At 43.6% G+C, this 14988-nt stretch carries 17 protein-coding genes and 3 tRNA genes; 18 read left to right on the top strand and 2 right to left on the bottom strand.

All coding sequences use genetic code 11. The features are described 5' to 3' along the window. Positions 1 to 19 precede the first annotated feature (19 nt). From PQG66_RS10425 to PQG66_RS10395, 7 genes are all read left to right on the top strand, one after another. Positions 20 to 1468: an ABC transporter substrate-binding protein gene (locus PQG66_RS10425; RefSeq protein ID WP_272037613.1), complete on the top strand. Its 1449-nt coding sequence runs from the start codon at positions 20 to 22 to the stop codon at positions 1466 to 1468. 172 nt (positions 1469 to 1640) lie between these two features. Further along, positions 1641 to 1805 carry a hypothetical protein gene (locus PQG66_RS10420; RefSeq protein ID WP_186331731.1) on the top strand — a complete coding sequence of 55 codons (165 nt, stop codon included), beginning with the start codon at positions 1641 to 1643 and terminating at the stop codon, positions 1803 to 1805. 69 nt (positions 1806 to 1874) lie between these two features. Then, positions 1875 to 1948, top strand: a tRNA-Met gene (locus PQG66_RS10415). Between the two features lie 59 nt (positions 1949 to 2007). Beyond that, positions 2008 to 2081: transfer RNA gene (locus tag PQG66_RS10410), tRNA-Ile, on the top strand. Positions 2082 to 2280: 199 nt separating this feature from the next. Next, a complete protein-coding gene (locus PQG66_RS10405) occupies positions 2281 to 2706 on the top strand; it encodes a hypothetical protein (protein WP_272037612.1) in 426 nt (141 codons plus the stop codon). Positions 2707 to 3111: 405 nt separating this feature from the next. Then, positions 3112 to 3234, top strand: a complete 123-nt coding sequence (locus PQG66_RS10400; RefSeq protein WP_090923721.1) for a sporulation protein YjcZ — start codon at positions 3112 to 3114, stop codon at positions 3232 to 3234. 159 nt (positions 3235 to 3393) lie between these two features. After that, positions 3394 to 3723: a DUF1904 family protein gene (locus PQG66_RS10395; protein WP_272037611.1), complete on the top strand. Its 330-nt coding sequence runs from the start codon at positions 3394 to 3396 to the stop codon at positions 3721 to 3723. 123 nt (positions 3724 to 3846) lie between these two features. Here PQG66_RS10395 and PQG66_RS10390 read toward each other — a convergent pair whose 3' ends face one another. Further along, complete coding sequence (locus tag PQG66_RS10390) at positions 3847 to 4461, bottom strand: hypothetical protein (protein ID WP_272037610.1); 615 nt, start codon at positions 4459 to 4461, stop codon at positions 3847 to 3849. A 547-nt stretch (positions 4462 to 5008) separates the two neighbouring features. Between PQG66_RS10390 and PQG66_RS10385 the strand changes: the two genes are divergently transcribed. Next, the gene (locus PQG66_RS10385) at positions 5009 to 6157 is read left to right on the top strand and encodes a sensor histidine kinase (RefSeq protein WP_272037609.1); all 1149 of its coding nucleotides are present in this window, start codon (positions 5009 to 5011) and stop codon (positions 6155 to 6157) included. A gap of 127 nt (positions 6158 to 6284) precedes the next feature. Further along, the gene (locus PQG66_RS10380; RefSeq protein WP_272037608.1) at positions 6285 to 6770 is read left to right on the top strand and encodes a NucA/NucB deoxyribonuclease domain-containing protein; all 486 of its coding nucleotides are present in this window, start codon (positions 6285 to 6287) and stop codon (positions 6768 to 6770) included. Between the two features lie 167 nt (positions 6771 to 6937). Here the strand turns inward: PQG66_RS10380 and PQG66_RS10375 are convergent, their stop codons facing one another. Next, a complete protein-coding gene (locus tag PQG66_RS10375) occupies positions 6938 to 7162 on the bottom strand; it encodes a hypothetical protein (RefSeq protein ID WP_272037607.1) in 225 nt (74 codons plus the stop codon). A 213-nt stretch (positions 7163 to 7375) separates the two neighbouring features. Between PQG66_RS10375 and PQG66_RS10370 the strand changes: the two genes are divergently transcribed. The 9 genes from PQG66_RS10370 to fabD all read left to right on the top strand — a co-directional run bounded on the left by PQG66_RS10370 (position 7376) and on the right by fabD (position 14951). Then, positions 7376 to 7825, top strand: a complete 450-nt coding sequence (locus tag PQG66_RS10370) for a general stress protein (protein WP_272037606.1) — start codon at positions 7376 to 7378, stop codon at positions 7823 to 7825. A 225-nt stretch (positions 7826 to 8050) separates the two neighbouring features. Beyond that, positions 8051 to 8136: transfer RNA gene (locus PQG66_RS10365), tRNA-Leu, on the top strand. Positions 8137 to 8504: 368 nt separating this feature from the next. Further along, on the top strand, positions 8505 to 8822 hold the full coding sequence (locus PQG66_RS10360; protein WP_272037605.1) for a PadR family transcriptional regulator: 318 nt from the start codon (positions 8505 to 8507) through the stop codon (positions 8820 to 8822). Further along, on the top strand, positions 8819 to 9379 hold the full coding sequence (locus PQG66_RS10355) for an HAAS signaling domain-containing protein (RefSeq protein ID WP_272037604.1): 561 nt from the start codon (positions 8819 to 8821) through the stop codon (positions 9377 to 9379). The genes PQG66_RS10360 and PQG66_RS10355 overlap by 4 nt, the downstream gene beginning before the upstream one ends. Continuing rightward, positions 9366 to 9707, top strand: a complete 342-nt coding sequence (locus PQG66_RS10350; protein ID WP_272037603.1) for a hypothetical protein — start codon at positions 9366 to 9368, stop codon at positions 9705 to 9707. The genes PQG66_RS10355 and PQG66_RS10350 overlap by 14 nt, the downstream gene beginning before the upstream one ends. Beyond that, positions 9670 to 10140 (top strand): DUF4097 family beta strand repeat-containing protein, encoded by a 471-nt coding sequence (locus PQG66_RS10345; RefSeq protein ID WP_272037602.1) that lies wholly within the window; start codon positions 9670 to 9672, stop codon positions 10138 to 10140. Before PQG66_RS10350 ends, PQG66_RS10345 begins: the two co-directional genes overlap by 38 nt. A gap of 39 nt (positions 10141 to 10179) precedes the next feature. Then, complete coding sequence (locus PQG66_RS10340) at positions 10180 to 10956, top strand: ABC transporter ATP-binding protein (RefSeq protein ID WP_272037601.1); 777 nt, start codon at positions 10180 to 10182, stop codon at positions 10954 to 10956. A 2-nt stretch (positions 10957 to 10958) separates the two neighbouring features. Next, complete coding sequence (locus PQG66_RS10335; RefSeq protein ID WP_272037600.1) at positions 10959 to 13367, top strand: FtsX-like permease family protein; 2409 nt, start codon at positions 10959 to 10961, stop codon at positions 13365 to 13367. Positions 13368 to 13727: 360 nt separating this feature from the next. Next, positions 13728 to 14951: an ACP S-malonyltransferase gene (fabD, locus tag PQG66_RS10330; protein WP_272037599.1), complete on the top strand. Its 1224-nt coding sequence runs from the start codon at positions 13728 to 13730 to the stop codon at positions 14949 to 14951. Positions 14952 to 14988: the final 37 nt, after the last annotated feature.

Here is a 14988-nt window from a genome sequence, read left to right as displayed (position 1 = left end):
ATTGAGGGGGAAATGGGAGATGAAGAACAGGTTGTGGGGAAAACGCGTGCTGGCCCTTATGGCAACAGCAACGCTGGCACTGCCACTTATTGCAGGATGTACAGCAAGTGAGAGTAATGAGAATGAACAGCGGGTGCTGCGTGTAGCTACTCTCTGGGGTGGGCAGGATGACAGCTACTTCCGTCAGCAGTTCACGGATGCTTTTGAGCTTACGCATAAAAATGTTACCATCGAAATTGTGCCTGCGATCGATCAGGGAAGTATGTATGGTTATGGATATGACGAGAATCAGGAAATACCGGATACGGTGGAGAGTTTGAAAAAAATTATGACGGGAGACAATCCAGTCGATGTCGTTGTTGCTGATTCTTCTACGCTAAAGTCGTTAATCCAGGAAAATATGGTTAAACAGCTCGATCCATTAATACAAGAAGATAAATTCGATACGAGTGATATCGTGCCAAGTGTAATTGAAGGAATTAAGGATCTGGGTGATCAAAATATCTATGCGCTAACGCCAACGTTTATATCATCTGCTTTATTTTATAATAAAGGAATGTTTGAAAAAGCAGGTGTTGAGCCTCCAACGGACAACATGACATGGGATGATGTCTTTAACCTGGCGACACGTCTTACCAAAGGGGAAGGTAAAGATCACGTCTTCGGCATGGCATTCACAACGTATCAAGGCGGATCCCCATATTACTCCATGCAGCAATATTATAACTCGCTGCAGTTGAAGGTGTTTGACGACAAGGCAGAAAAGATGACCGTTGACTCTCCGCAGTGGGAGAAAGTGTGGAGTACGGTTAGCAAGCTGGCGATTGACAAGGTCATCCCGAAAGGTGACGAACCGCAGGATCAGCAATCAGAGGGACGTTACAATCCGCTCCAAGGTGACTTGTTCCTGTCAGGTAAGACGGCTATGGCGATCGGAGATTACAATTACATCAATCAGCTAATTGATGCTAATAAAAATGCAGATAAAATGAAAGACTTTACAAAAGTAGAATGGGATGTTGTTACACCGCCAGTCCATCCAGAGGCTCCTGAGATTGGTGGAACCATCTATCTGAGTAGTTTGATGGCAATCAACAGCTCAGCTCAGAATCCTGAGGATGCTTGGGAATTAATCAAGTATATGAATAGCGAAGACTGGGCGAAGATTAAGGCACGCAGCAGCTATGAGATGGTATCTCGTAAAAGCTTCATCAAACCGAAAGAGGGTTTGGACTACAATATCGAGGCATTCTACAAATTGAAGCCTGTACCTCCAACCAGTACGAATCTGGATAAAATGTACCAGAAAAGTCCTGGCCTGTGGCAGATAAATGAAAAAGGTATGGAATACTTTAATCAGGTCATAGAGAACAAGAAGACACCAAAAGAAGCTCTGGCTGAATGGGCAGCTAAAGGGAATGAGATGCTTGCCAAAATTAAAAAAGACCCTAAAGCTACATTCCAATGAGTTATCGAATGGCGAAGTGGTAATATGCAACTTAGGATCTAATTTCACATCACTATGATTGCAACAGATTGGCCGCTGGAGATTTTATCATCTCTGGCGGCTATTTTTGACGAAAAGGGGGTATTCTACATTTAGCAGCAGGATGATGAAGCGATGAGAAAGGACGAGTAAGATGAAATGGGTGTATTTCAGCAAGCTGTACACAACGAAATTTCAGGCAGGGTGTTTGGCCAAGAGACTGGAACAGGATGGATGGATCTATGGACACAACGAGCCTGAAGAAGTAGAAGTTTATCGTTCGCGAAAAGGTCGGTATGGTGTGCGATTTATTCCCTGAGATTCCCCCTTGACTTATAATGGAGTAATAGTGTATATTAATTAAGTCGCTGTTTATTATATTTAACGACGCGGGGTGGAGCAGCCCGGTAGCTCGTCGGGCTCATAACCCGAAGGCCGCAGGTTCAAATCCTGCCCCCGCAATATAGCTTTATCGGATGATTTACAGCGGTCATCCTGCACTGTTATATATTATTTGTCTAGGGCCCTTAGCTCAGTTGGTTAGAGCGGTCGGCTCATAACCGATTGGTCACAGGTTCGAGTCCTGTAGGGCCCATATCTTAGAACTCTTGCGATGGCAAGAGTTTTTTTCTTTTTCATAGATAATAAATACATGGACTGTACTAGGAAGATAGAACATGAATAACCTGCTAGTTTGTGGATCTATGTATTTTTTCAATAAAGGTATGTATGTCCATGCCAGATGATGAGTCTCGCATATACTATCTCAATCCCATGTATAGGAGGTAGATTTCATGACTCAATTGATTGATGCAAGAACGTCGCAAAATGCGAGTTTGGCCAACTCCATCGCGATTCCGATTCTCGTCATTAATACACCCCAATTGTTTGGACAGATTGGTTTGGTGACAACAGCTGGCATTGGAGCGAACCCGCGTGTTCAATTCAAAGGAACAGTATCCGTTCAGCTTCCATTGGCGCTTGTTGGTGTAACCATTACGGTGGTCCGGGGAACGGTGGCGACGGACCCGGTTATATACTCCGCGACGTCCACATTTAGCTTGAGTGTCCTTGCACCACAAATCATTACATTCTCTGCTGACGATTACAACCCGCCGATTACACCTCAATTAACGTATACAGCGTTTATCAGTACGAACTTGCTGGGTACTATTCGTGTAGGTCCAGAGAACTTTGACGGTGTCTTGTACTCTGACTAATCTAGCTCTCTGCTTGAAATGAATAGAGATACCACTTGAATCTAAGCTTTTTGTTTATCTGGAATTGGATTATTGCTAAGCCTGCTACTCTGTTAAGCAGGCTTTTTTTGTAGAATCAGAAGTGAATCGATTTGAACGAGACTCTGGCTATGATGGTCTATGATCAGATTGAACGAATAAATAGTTGGTTACATAGGACGATGAGGACAATAAGTTGAGTCATACCTGAACTAAAGGGGAGTTCGGCTTTTGTTATAGAAGTGCACTAGTTTTGAATCAAAGCAAACATAGTTGACCATCAGACTTTTCGAGGATTGGGCTGTTCAACTTGGCAATTCGCCCGGTCACATCTTGAAAATAAGCATATGTTATGGCATACCTTGAAATTCAAAGGAGGCCAATCAAATGAGTCATGTCGGATACGGTTGTGGTAATGTTGGTGGATTTGGTGGAGCTTGGACTTCTACTAGCGCAATCCTGGTTCTCTTCATCCTGCTCGTGATCATCACAAAATCTTTCTGGCTGTAAGGTAACAGTCAGGCATGAAGTCGTTAGCCTCACCAAGTCATTGGTGGGGCTAACCCTTTGTTTTCTGATCGGAAGAGGACATATGTGACATTTGACAAGTGTTAACAATGTGCTTAAAATCACATATGGAGACTACTAACAGAGATTGAAGGGATCGCAATGCCGTTTATACGATTTAAAGGCTTCACGGGTTCTAAGCTAGAGGAAGTTGTACCTCAAATTACCGAGCAAATGGCTCTAATTACTCATATTCCGCAGGAACGAATGAAAGCAGAGCGTCATGATGTACAGGCTCTGACACCTTCTCCGGCATCCATAGAGATTTTAATGTTTCAGCGTGATCAGGAGATCCACGATCGAATAGCAGCGTCCATGCAGTCTATTCTGGAGAAGGCTGAGTTACCGGACGTGCACATTTTTTTTAATATATTATCACCGAGTTTGTACTATAAGAAAGGCAAGCCGCTAACCGATTACCGATTGGATTAGACAGGTTGATACGCTGAGAAGTACAGGGTGACCCTACCTCATGACGAATGAGCGAAAACACAAAAATACTGCTTCTGGGAGAAGCAGCATAGAGACGAGCAGAATTGGCCTGCGCGTCTTTTTTTATTTATGGACACGTGGTCTGACATATCGTTTATTCGAAGGGCTCTGAAGGCTGTTTATCAAGTGATTTACGTTCATAATCAGGACCAGTGCAACGAAAGACAGACATGAGGCTGCCCAAAGTGCTTGTGTGATGCCCAGATATACAATTGTGATTGCTGCCATAGCCAGTCCTGCACCTGTTATGGTGTACGTTGAAAAAGAGAGCAGCTTGTTGGCTTTAGAAAGGTCCTCCCCTTCTAACACTAAGGGCTGGATGGCCTCCAGTAATAGTGATTCCCAGCGAATCATGACAGAGAGGATCAGACCAGCTGTGAACAGAAGTATAGTCGGTAATACCAGGTGATGCAGGATGAAGGCCATCCCGATGAGCAATAATGTTCCGTTCATAGGAACTGTGATCATTAGTCTGGATAATGTACAGCGTTTGATCAGCGGTTGGAACATAACACTAGCGACTAGATAGGCCATGACATAAACGCATAGAAACAGTAGCGTATAACGAATCATTTCAGTTTGTTTGTATACAAGACAAGTCATTGTCGTCCCTGAAATAACCTGTACGAGCGAGTGGAGTGTTTTGGCACCCCAGAATGGATAAAATGCGATGTTCATACTCCATGTTGTCCTTTCTAACACGAGACATCTATATCCCTTATCTTACGGCGTATGTTGCAGCAACACCACAAACAAAGTTATCATATTCATGTCAGAGTATGTCAAAGACCATCTGGGTAAAGGCAGATGGTCTTTGGTTTTCTATTTTTAATATTCTTTTATCCCATGGCAAGAGTAAAAGCGATGAGAAGCATGAACAGGCTAGACATTCGTACCATAGTCATATACGATTTGCTTGGTTCCGATTCTCCTCTTGCGATCCAGCCATACCGAAGATACCAACCGAACTTTGGAAAACAGAGATTGATTATACATAAGACCATAAATAAAAAAAAGAGGGTTTTCATCATTGATCTTCCTTCCTCGTCAACCATTAATTGCTGATATGACAGGCAGGTTATTGTGAACGGATATGAATTCATATGTTTAAGAACTATTACCCAAGAACTACATTGTTTGAATAACTGTGGTACAATAAAAGAGATTGTTTTATATCAACACATACCATCTGGAGTCAAGGATGTGAGATGGAGGAGACAAAGGCATGAGTCTATTTAATCAACTCCCCATGCAATGGGAATTTATTATCTCGAAATTAAAATCCTCCGTTACGGTAGTGGACGCTACCTCGCCTGATCTTCCGCTCATGTATGTAAACGAACATTTTACCTGGCTGACCGGGTATACGTTTGAAGAGTCGATTGGACGGAATTGCCGATTTTTGCAAGGGACGGATACAGATCCTGAAACCGTTTTATATATTCGGGAAGCATTAAGTAAACAACAATCCATCAAGGTTGAGGTTTTAAATTATACCAAAAGTGGTCAGAAGTTCTGGAATGAACTGAATATCGATCCCATTTTTAATGAATCAGGTGAGTGTCTGTACTTTGTAGGTATACAATATGACATCTCTGAACGGAAATATGCTGAGCAACAGCTAAAGACTGCAGCAACCAGTGCTGAGAAAACGAGCAGAGGACAGCTGGAATTCATCGGCAAGTTGAACCATGAGCTTCGTACACCGCTGAACGGTATTATGGGTATGATCGAACTTGCGGGAATGGGCGATATGAACGAAGAGCAAAAAGAATATTTGGAGTTGGCGCGTCAATCGGGAGAGGCTCTGCTGAACATCGTAAACAACAGTCTGGATATAGCGAAGCTAGGCAGAGGTAAAATGGGAATCGAGCATATCGAATTTCAGCCACTTAAGCTGATACAGCAAATTATGAAAACGTATGAGCCCGCTGCGATGAATAAACAAATTCGTATACTCTGTCATGCAGATCTGAACGTTCCCGATGTTTTATGGGGAGATCCGCTAAGGCTAAGACAGGTGCTGGATAATTTGCTGAGTAATGCCATCAAGTTTACTGAGCGAGGAGAAGTGCAGCTTCAAGTCGATGTTACAGAGCATTCACATGATCAGACGATGCTGACGTTCTCGGTACGGGACACTGGCATTGGTATTCCTTCAGATCAGATAGGCCAGTTGTTTGAAGCCTTCACTCAGTCCGATATTTCACATGCGAGAAGGTTTGGTGGAAGTGGACTTGGATTGACGATATGTAAAGAACTACTGGGGTTGATGAACGGTAGTATTACGGTGGAGAGTGTTGAGGGAAGAGGGACCGAATTTCGTGTAACGATACCTTTCCTAAGTGGTCAGAGTATTCTTAATACAGGCTAGGATATTGCGAAGTGTAGGACAGCAGTCAGAGGAATCTGGCTGCTTTTTTTGATGGATTTATTGTTCTACGAACTGGCGTTCTGTTATAATGCTAGTTGATGCTAGTGTTACATGGGGGAGGAACATCATGAGTAAGAGACGCGGCAGAAGGGGTAAAAGAGGGAGACGGGGATTCAGAGGTAAAATACTGACGTTAGCGAGCATGGTATTGATTGCTCTCTATGCATGGGCAGGCGGAGAGTGGCCGCTGGATATACCTTCTCCATTCAAAGTAACCGATAAAAGTAGTATTGATCACACGATTACTTTTCCGGCAGATCGGTATCCTGAGACAGCAAGCCATATCCGAAGGGCAATCCAAGCGGGGCATTCAGATGTATGCACAATTGACCGGAAAGGCGCTGAAAGTAACAGGGAACAGTCATTGAGAGGTGTACCGGTCAAAAAGGGCAAGGATCGAGATGAATGGCCTATGGCGATGTGTGCAGAAGGCGGTGAAGGCGCGGATATCCAATACATTACGCCAAAGGACAATCGCGGTGCGGGCTCATGGGTGGGGAATCAATTAAGTACATATCCGGATGGCACACGTGTCAGGTTCGTGGTGAAGTAATGCTGGTGATGTAAATGCAATGTTAGGCATAGGAGAAGTTCTCCTCTAATTGAGAGGGGATGTACACAGAATTCCAAATTGTAAGAAAAACCAGACGCAGAAACGTCTGGTTTTTTTGAATATATGAATGCTGGAAAAGGATTCAAGCGTGTTCAATACAAGGATCTCTATACGAGCTGCATGATATCCATATGATGAGAGCGAATGGTTAACAGGCGAGTGACATGTTCGACTTCATCAAACGGAATCCACACGCTTCCTTGTACCGTACGTAAGGAGAGAATGGAACTGTCTGCTGAGCGCTCCGGGAAGCCGGTTACGGTCTGTCCGCTTGTATTACGAACCAGAATCTGCTGATTGCGCCGAATGGCAATTTCTACCTCTTTTTTCATAAGTCATTACTCCTGATTGTGAGATATTTATCAATGTGTCTGATTTTTCAATGGTTAATTTGTCTTCTTTATATAGTCTATCAGAACTAGGTATGGATTTCCAGTAGAGAATGAATGAAGTATCTCTAGGTTCATGGACTTAGAGATATATGATCGTTACTGAACATATAATCCGGGGTTATATTAGGGTATGAAGAAGAGGAGGGGACCCGAATGACGAAACTATTTGTTGGGCTTGCACGAACGGAGCACGAGGCGATTATTCTGATCAATAATTTGAAAAAGGAAGGGGTTAAAGATCAGTACATGGGTGCTGTAGCCAAGGAGCAGCTCGATCTAGAGTTGATTAGCGAGAAGACAGGACTGCCCAAACCGTTGAAAGATGCTGGCACAGATGGTGCATTCGGAGCGATGAAGGGAATCCTGGCAGGGCTAGGGAGACGAATGGATCAAACCGTATCCATTGGGAAGGCGGTTCGAAGGCTGGCCGGTAATGAGATTGGAAATGAGACAGATGATCTGGTTTTAACACTGACAGAAGCAGGGATTCCGGAGAAAGACGCACGTCATTACGAGGACTGGCTACTGCAAGGTCATATCCTGGTTTTCGTAGAGTGTAGCGACGAACAAGCAGAGCGTGTGAAGCACATTATGCATTTTTAGTTTAATTTAAGGCTGATTTTAGGTTTCTTTAATGTTGAGGAGGTATTCTTATATTACACCTCCCTTAATATAGATGGTTTACCGGAAGTCCGGGACCGCAACTCGGACTTCCTAGGCACTGCGAGCTGATGCTTGCAGTGCCTGTTTCAGTTTTTTATAAAAAGTGTTGCATTATTAATTTATTCATGGTAAGATATTTCTTGTCGCCAAGAAAGTTACACATACGCCGGGGTGGCGGAATTGGCAGACGCACAGGACTTAAAATCCTGCGGTAGGTGACTACCGTACCGGTTCGATCCCGGTCCTCGGCATATATTAAGAAAAAGGAAACTCCTTGTTACATAGAGGGGTTTCCTTTTTTTTATGTCTTAAATTGAAAAATTGATTTCACAGGAATTAAACATCTTTTTGGCTGTGGGGGCAAATTGGGGGCAAAAAGGGCGGACGTCTAATAGAGGCTCGAGTCGAACGTTATGGGTCCCCTCATTACGATAATCATCAATGGAATCGAGTATTCTGAATTGTAAAATGGTCTCGTATGTCAAGGCTGATATCTAAAAAATGGAGTTTTGAGGAAAAATATTGAAAGGTACCTTGCATTAAACAGTAGTAGGTGGTAATATTTGTATTAACAGCTACTGTATATTGCAAGGTACTAAATAAAGCGTGGTGAAAAATAATGAATGTTCAATTCAAGAAGGGTGTGTTGGAGCTTTGCGTTCTTGTTTTAACATCTAAAAAAGATCGTTATGGATATGAGTTAGTGGAACAGATATCCAAAAAATTTGAAATAGCTGAGGGAACCATATATCCGTTATTACGAAGGCTGGCATCGGAAGGATTATTTTCAACCTATTTATCCGAATCGGATGAGGGGCCTCCCCGGAAGTACTATAAGATTACCCATGAAGGAAGGGAAGTCATGGACAAAATGATTGAAGAATGGAATTCATTTGCCGTGGGCGTGCAGGAAATGATTGGGGGCGAATCGGATTGAATAAAGAAGCCTATCTAGATGAATTGGCACAGTATCTAAAGGCGCTTCCTCCTGAGGAATTGACTGATATTATGATTGAATTTAGGGAACATTTTGAGTTTGCTCAATTAAGCGGACGGTCTGAAGCAGAGGTGATTTCCAAGCTGGGAAACCCCCGTTTGGTCGCTCGTGAAGTACTTACCCAGTCTCACATTGAAAAGGCAGATAAATCCCCTACGCTCTTAAGCGTAACTAAAGCGGTTATGGCAACGGTGAGCTTAGGATTGTTCAACTTAATTATCGTGATGCTGCCATTTGTCGCCTCTTTAGTTCTCATTGCCGGGGTATTCGGTTTTGCTATTTTCTTAATCATTTCGCCGATTTGGTTAATGATACAGAATCCGTCACTCACGGCGTTCTTCAATGATATTTTTCTTATGCTTGCCTTGGTCGGTGGAGGACTTTTGATCGTCATTGGAACATTAAAGTTTACCCGGATTTATTACAATCTGGTGATCAGGTATCTCAAATCTAATTTGAAAGTCATAAAAAAGGATGTGACCTATGTTGAAAAATAGATTTCGGAACATCACTAGACTCGCTCTCCTACTGATTGTCATCGGAGCAATTGGAAATGTAGTGTTGTATATGTTGGGAAAGTCACCATTTAATTTAGGTGAGCTTTCTACTGAACAAAGTGTTCGGATGGACCAGACAACAAACCTGCTTATCCACACAGAAACGGGAACGGTAGATGTAGTACCGATTAAGGGACATGAAATCAAGGCAGTTTTGGAGGGGAAGACCACAAAGCAGTCGCTGAAGGATTACCGGCTGAACATCACTCAGGATCAGGGACAAACCAGAATTGAAGTTATTCAGGACAGCAAATTTCGTTTTTTTTGATATCTATACGAACCTTAAGCTCACGATAGGGATCCCTGAAACCCAATTAAACCAGCTACAGGTTGTGACTGACACTGGAGATATTTATGTAGGCCCCATTTTGGCGAGCGAATATCGGGTGATAAGCGACACGGGTTCTATAAAGATGGATATACAAGACGGGGTAATAAACGCAGAAACAAATACGGGAGAAATCACAGCTTCTCTTGTTCACATAAGTCAAAATATCCGTGCTATATCCGACACGGGAGATATTATCATCCAAACAGCTGAAGCTCCCCAAGCACTCCGCACCAAACTTTCTGCAGATTCTGGAACAATTAAGGTCACATTGCCGAATTATCAGGATGGTCATATCGGTGAGGGAGGACCGTTGGTAGAACTTATATCGGACACAGGTAATCTTGGGATTGAACAGTATTCAGGCAAATAACAGAAAGAAAAAATAAGGTTAATTTTGGGAGGCGCCCTTATGATAACAGAAAATCGTAGAAAAGAAACGTTAATCAAAACTGTTGATTTGTGCAAAACCTACTCCTCGGGAAATGAGCAGTTTCTCGCAGCAAAAAGTATTAATCTTGAAGTATACAAAGGTGACTTTACGGTTATTATGGGCAGTTCTGGTTCGGGCAAATCTACGTTATTGTACCTCCTGAGCGGTCTGGATGGAATCACTTCGGGAGAAGTGATTTTCAAGGGACAACGAATTGATGAATACTCGGAAAAGGAAATCACGGATTTCAGGTCCAACAAAATCGGCTATGTGTATCAATCGATCAATTTAATTCCTGATTTCTCATTGCTTGAGAATGTTGCTTTCCCTGGGTATGTGGCTGGCCGCAGCAAAAAGGATGTGAATAAACAAGCATTAGATCTGTTGAACAGGATAGGGATCGGGGCTCAAGCCGAACGTCTGCCATCCCAAGTATCTGGAGGCCAACAGCAGAGAGCAGCCATTGCCAGAGCTTTAATCAATTCCCCGGAAGTGATTTTTGCGGATGAGCCGACAGGGGCATTAAGTCAGGAGCAGGGTGCAGTAATTTTGGATCTCTTGACCGAGATGAACCAGAACAATCAATCGATCGTTATGGTGACGCATGATATAAAAGCTGCTTGCAGGGCAGACCGGTTAGTTTTGGTTAAAGACGGAACCATCGAAGGGATTTTGGAACTTGGCAAATATTCACCGGATAAATTGAAAGCAAGAGAAAACCAAATATTCATGTTTATGTCAGGGAAGGAGGGGTAGGTATGTATGCGGCATGGAAACTATGTTGGACGAACCTGAAGCATAAAAAAGTGCAAAACAGTTTCATTGCAATTATCATCATGCTGGCGGCCCTGCTCCTTTCAACGGCCGTGTCGGTTCTTAACAACACAAACCGTATGTATGAGAGTATGCATGATAAGTCCCATGGGGCCCACCAAATATTGCGGATGGAGAATGGCATCCATGATCCGAACCAGGTACACAATTGGTGGGAGAAGCAGAAAGGCGTAATGGTTTCGGATTTGATGCGGTACCGCTATCTGTCCAGTATGTCTCATGCTGGAGAAGAGATCCCTAATGTTGATTTATTCATGATGGATGCGCCAAGTGGACCATTTCCCGTCGACCGGCTACAGTTTGTGGAAGGGGAAGAAAAAGCCACACCAGAAGCAGGAACCGCCTGGATCCCAACCTCTCTGGCCTATCCCAATGATATTCATGTCGGAGATCCGATTGAATTCAAGACGGATGAGGGAGTCATTCGGTTAAACGTTGCGGCAGTCGTCGTTGATATTTCATATTGTTCGCCATTTGCGACGAGCGGGAGAATTTGGCTGAATCATCAGGATTACAATACAAATATGACCACATTGCCGGGGGACGACAAGTATATGACCGGATTGCGGTTTGATGATTACAGCCAGAACAGGGCCTACTGGGAAAGATTTGAACAGTTTCTCGGGACCCCTTATCTGGAATCGGTTAAAGACTTCGAGAGCTTGTCTTCGTATTATATGATTGCGAACCAGGTTATCAGTTTCGTTATGATATTTCTTGCTGTTGTCATGATCTGTGTCGCCCTCTACACCTTAGGATTCACGATTTCCGATGCTATTCTTTCCAGCTACAGAACGATCGGGATTATCAAATCTGTCGGATTATCTTCCAGCAAAGTAATTATGGCTTATGTAGGGCAGTACACGCTCTTGGCGCTTGTCTCGGTCATCCCCGGGATTCTGGTCAGCAATGTTCTCTCGGGTACAATTGTTGCCAAATCCATGGCTTATCTCAGTACAGGAGCATCAGCTATAGACGGGCTGTATTCAGTAACGGGCATTATGACTGGTGCGGCTGTCGTAGTGGTTATCTTCCTCTCTGCCCTGCTGTTTTCGAATAAGGCGCGCAGTGTCGAGCCGGCACAAGCCGTTCGTTATGGCATGTCGGAGAAGGAGTATTCCCAAAAATCAGGGGGGAAAGGAACGTGGAAACGAAAACTCCTGCAGATGCGCGCTCTTCCAACTTCTATGATTATCGGGCTAAGAAGCGTCACGAAGAATATTCGGGGTTCCCTGCTGATTATTCTGATGTCGGCTTTGTCCACCTCTGTACTCGTTTTTGGTTTCCTGTTTGTATACAGTATTTCATCCATACATGGAACCATTGCCAAATGGGGTTATGATTCGGCTGATCTGTCCGTAAGAATCGATAATCCCGCCCAAATGACCTTTGAACAGCTTCAAGAAGAAGTTCTTTCAGATCCGAGGATTAAGAATTACTCGCGTTACGGGGATGCAAATGCGGTATTGCCAATTCCTTCGAAGCCTGAGGCTAATGAACAAGATACGATGGGGATATTACTGACTGTGGCTGATGGAAACTATGATGAAATAGGCTATGAAAATGTGGAGGGTCATAATCCTGCTTCTGACAATGAAATCTCGGTCGGTGTGAATGTTGCGAGAACTTTGGGTATCAAGTCAGGCGATTCATTGGACATCTACATTGAAGGTGAAAAACACACGCTGACAGTAACTGGGATTTATCAGGCCATTGCCAACATGTCCAATACGGGGCGAATTACCGCTGACGTCATCAGAAAAAGTAATCCAGACTATGGAAATGCAATGAACACCACATTTGTTAATCTGAATGCAGGAACATCAGTCGATGAATTCGTGAAAGAATTGAACCAGCGATATGGAAGTGTAATCGGGATCGCAAGTCAGGCTTCGCTGGTTGATGAAGTATTCTCCCAGGCTGTGACGATCATCGTAATGCCAATGTCGGTCATGGCCCTGTTGTTTATCGTCATTACGTTTGTTATCATCTACAGTATTTGCCGGATTAACATGAAAAAAGAGAGCCGTACCTACGGGATTTACAAGTCAATCGGTATGACATCCCGTCAAATCCGTCTGTCGGAAACGACTGGTATTCTGGTTGTATCAGGAATCGGTGCGCTGGTCGGGATTCCGTTAGGTCTATTAGGACTTCCCCCTCTCCTTAACTATATTTTGGCCGATTACGGGATTGTTCAAGTTCCTCTGATTATGAACGGTGGGGGAATAGCCTTAATGATTCCTCTAAGCATTATCGCTGCTGGTCTAGGTTGTTGGGCAGCATCCAAATCTATTCAAACTACATCCCCTCGCCTTTTGACCATGGATTAATAGAAAAGGGTGTCACAAAAAGCCTTGAAATGGCTGCTTGTGGCACCTTTCGCTTTTAAGGTAAGAGATACATATAACTGAGATGAGATCGCTAGTCTTCCTCTATCGGCAGAATCTCTCCTTTATGGACAGCATCGTTTAAGCCAAATACTTACTTGACATGGAAATAATTTGTATTGTATTGTATTTTTGTGCTTAAATTACAACTGTACCCTAAATATTTTTAGTATTACCAAAAATCTACCTCTTCTTTTATCAACCACAAAACGACATCTTTCGTCAAAATCTCCCAACACAGAGCACTTTTCATACTAGTTTTAATCGTTTGTAAAACAAAATACTACGAATCGAGGTCTGCTTATGCCAACTACGGCATTTTTGTTTCCGGGTCAGGGATCACAATATGTCGGTATGGGAAGAAAGCTGTACGATGAATTTACTATAGCAAAGCGTTACTTTGAAGAAGCAAACGACACGCTGGGTTTCAATCTTACTGAATTATGTTTTGAAAGCAGTCATTCACAGCTGATGCAGACGATGAATACACAACCGGCCATATTAGCTGTAAGCGTTATTGCCTTCGAAATCGGTAGGATTGAACTGGGATGGGAACCTGATTATATGGCGGGACATAGTCTTGGCGAATATTCCGCACTTGTATGTAGCGGCGTTTTATCTTTTGGAGATGGGCTCAGGATTGTGAGGAAGCGGGGGATGTTAATGCAAGCTGCGCATTCTTCCGACACTGGAGCGATGGTCGCTGTGACGCATGCTGCTTCGGATCAGCTGGAGGAATTTTGTCGTCAAGCCAGTAACGATACCTCACAAGTTGTTATCGCTTGTTATAACTCTTTGAATCAACATGTGCTTGCTGGTCATCAAGCGGCTGTTCAATCGGTGGTCGAGCGGCTGCAGGCGCAATCCTCGGATGTAAGTGTTAAATATTTAAATGTTAGCGCCCCTTTCCATAGTCCATTGATGCAATCAGCGGCGGAGCAATTAGCTGTTGAATTGGAGAAGCTGGAGACCAAGGATCCAAGGTGGCCGGTCATATCGAACGTGGTGGCAAGACCGTATGGAAGGCAAGAACTGCTTCCGCTTCTTTACCGCCAAATGACTCAACCGGTTCGCTGGCTGGAAACGATGCAATATTTGAACAGTCAAGGAATCTGTCGAACGGTGGAGGTCGGACCGCGCCAAGTATTGACACGCCTAATGAAGGACACCTATCCCTCTGTTCAGACATGCCAATTCGATCATCCAGAGCAATTAGAGGAGCTGCGCGCATATTTTGACGAAGGCAAGAATGATCGCGAAGTCGTCATCGCCAGTATTCGAGAATCCTTGACAGCCGCCATCATTGCGCGAAATCGGAATCATGATGCCATAGCTTACAGTACCGGCGTAATCCAGCCCATCCAACAAATCAGGGATTTGATCGAAAAGTTAGCTGATAATGATTCTTCGGATATTATGCAAACGCTAATTCGGATTAAAAGTCTGCTCCAGTCAGTGATGTCCACCAAACAATTACCGCTGGAAGAACAGATGAAAATCACTGACAAGTTACCGGCAAATTTTTAGGAAGCCGCAAGAATGAATCTATCATTTTTTGGGGGGA

This window comes from Paenibacillus sp. JJ-100, from assembly GCF_948329825.1.
Taxonomy (GTDB): Bacteria; Bacillota; Bacilli; order Paenibacillales; family Paenibacillaceae; genus Paenibacillus.
The sequence above is the reverse complement of the archived record's forward strand: the minus strand, read 5'-3'. Positions and strand labels throughout refer to the sequence as shown.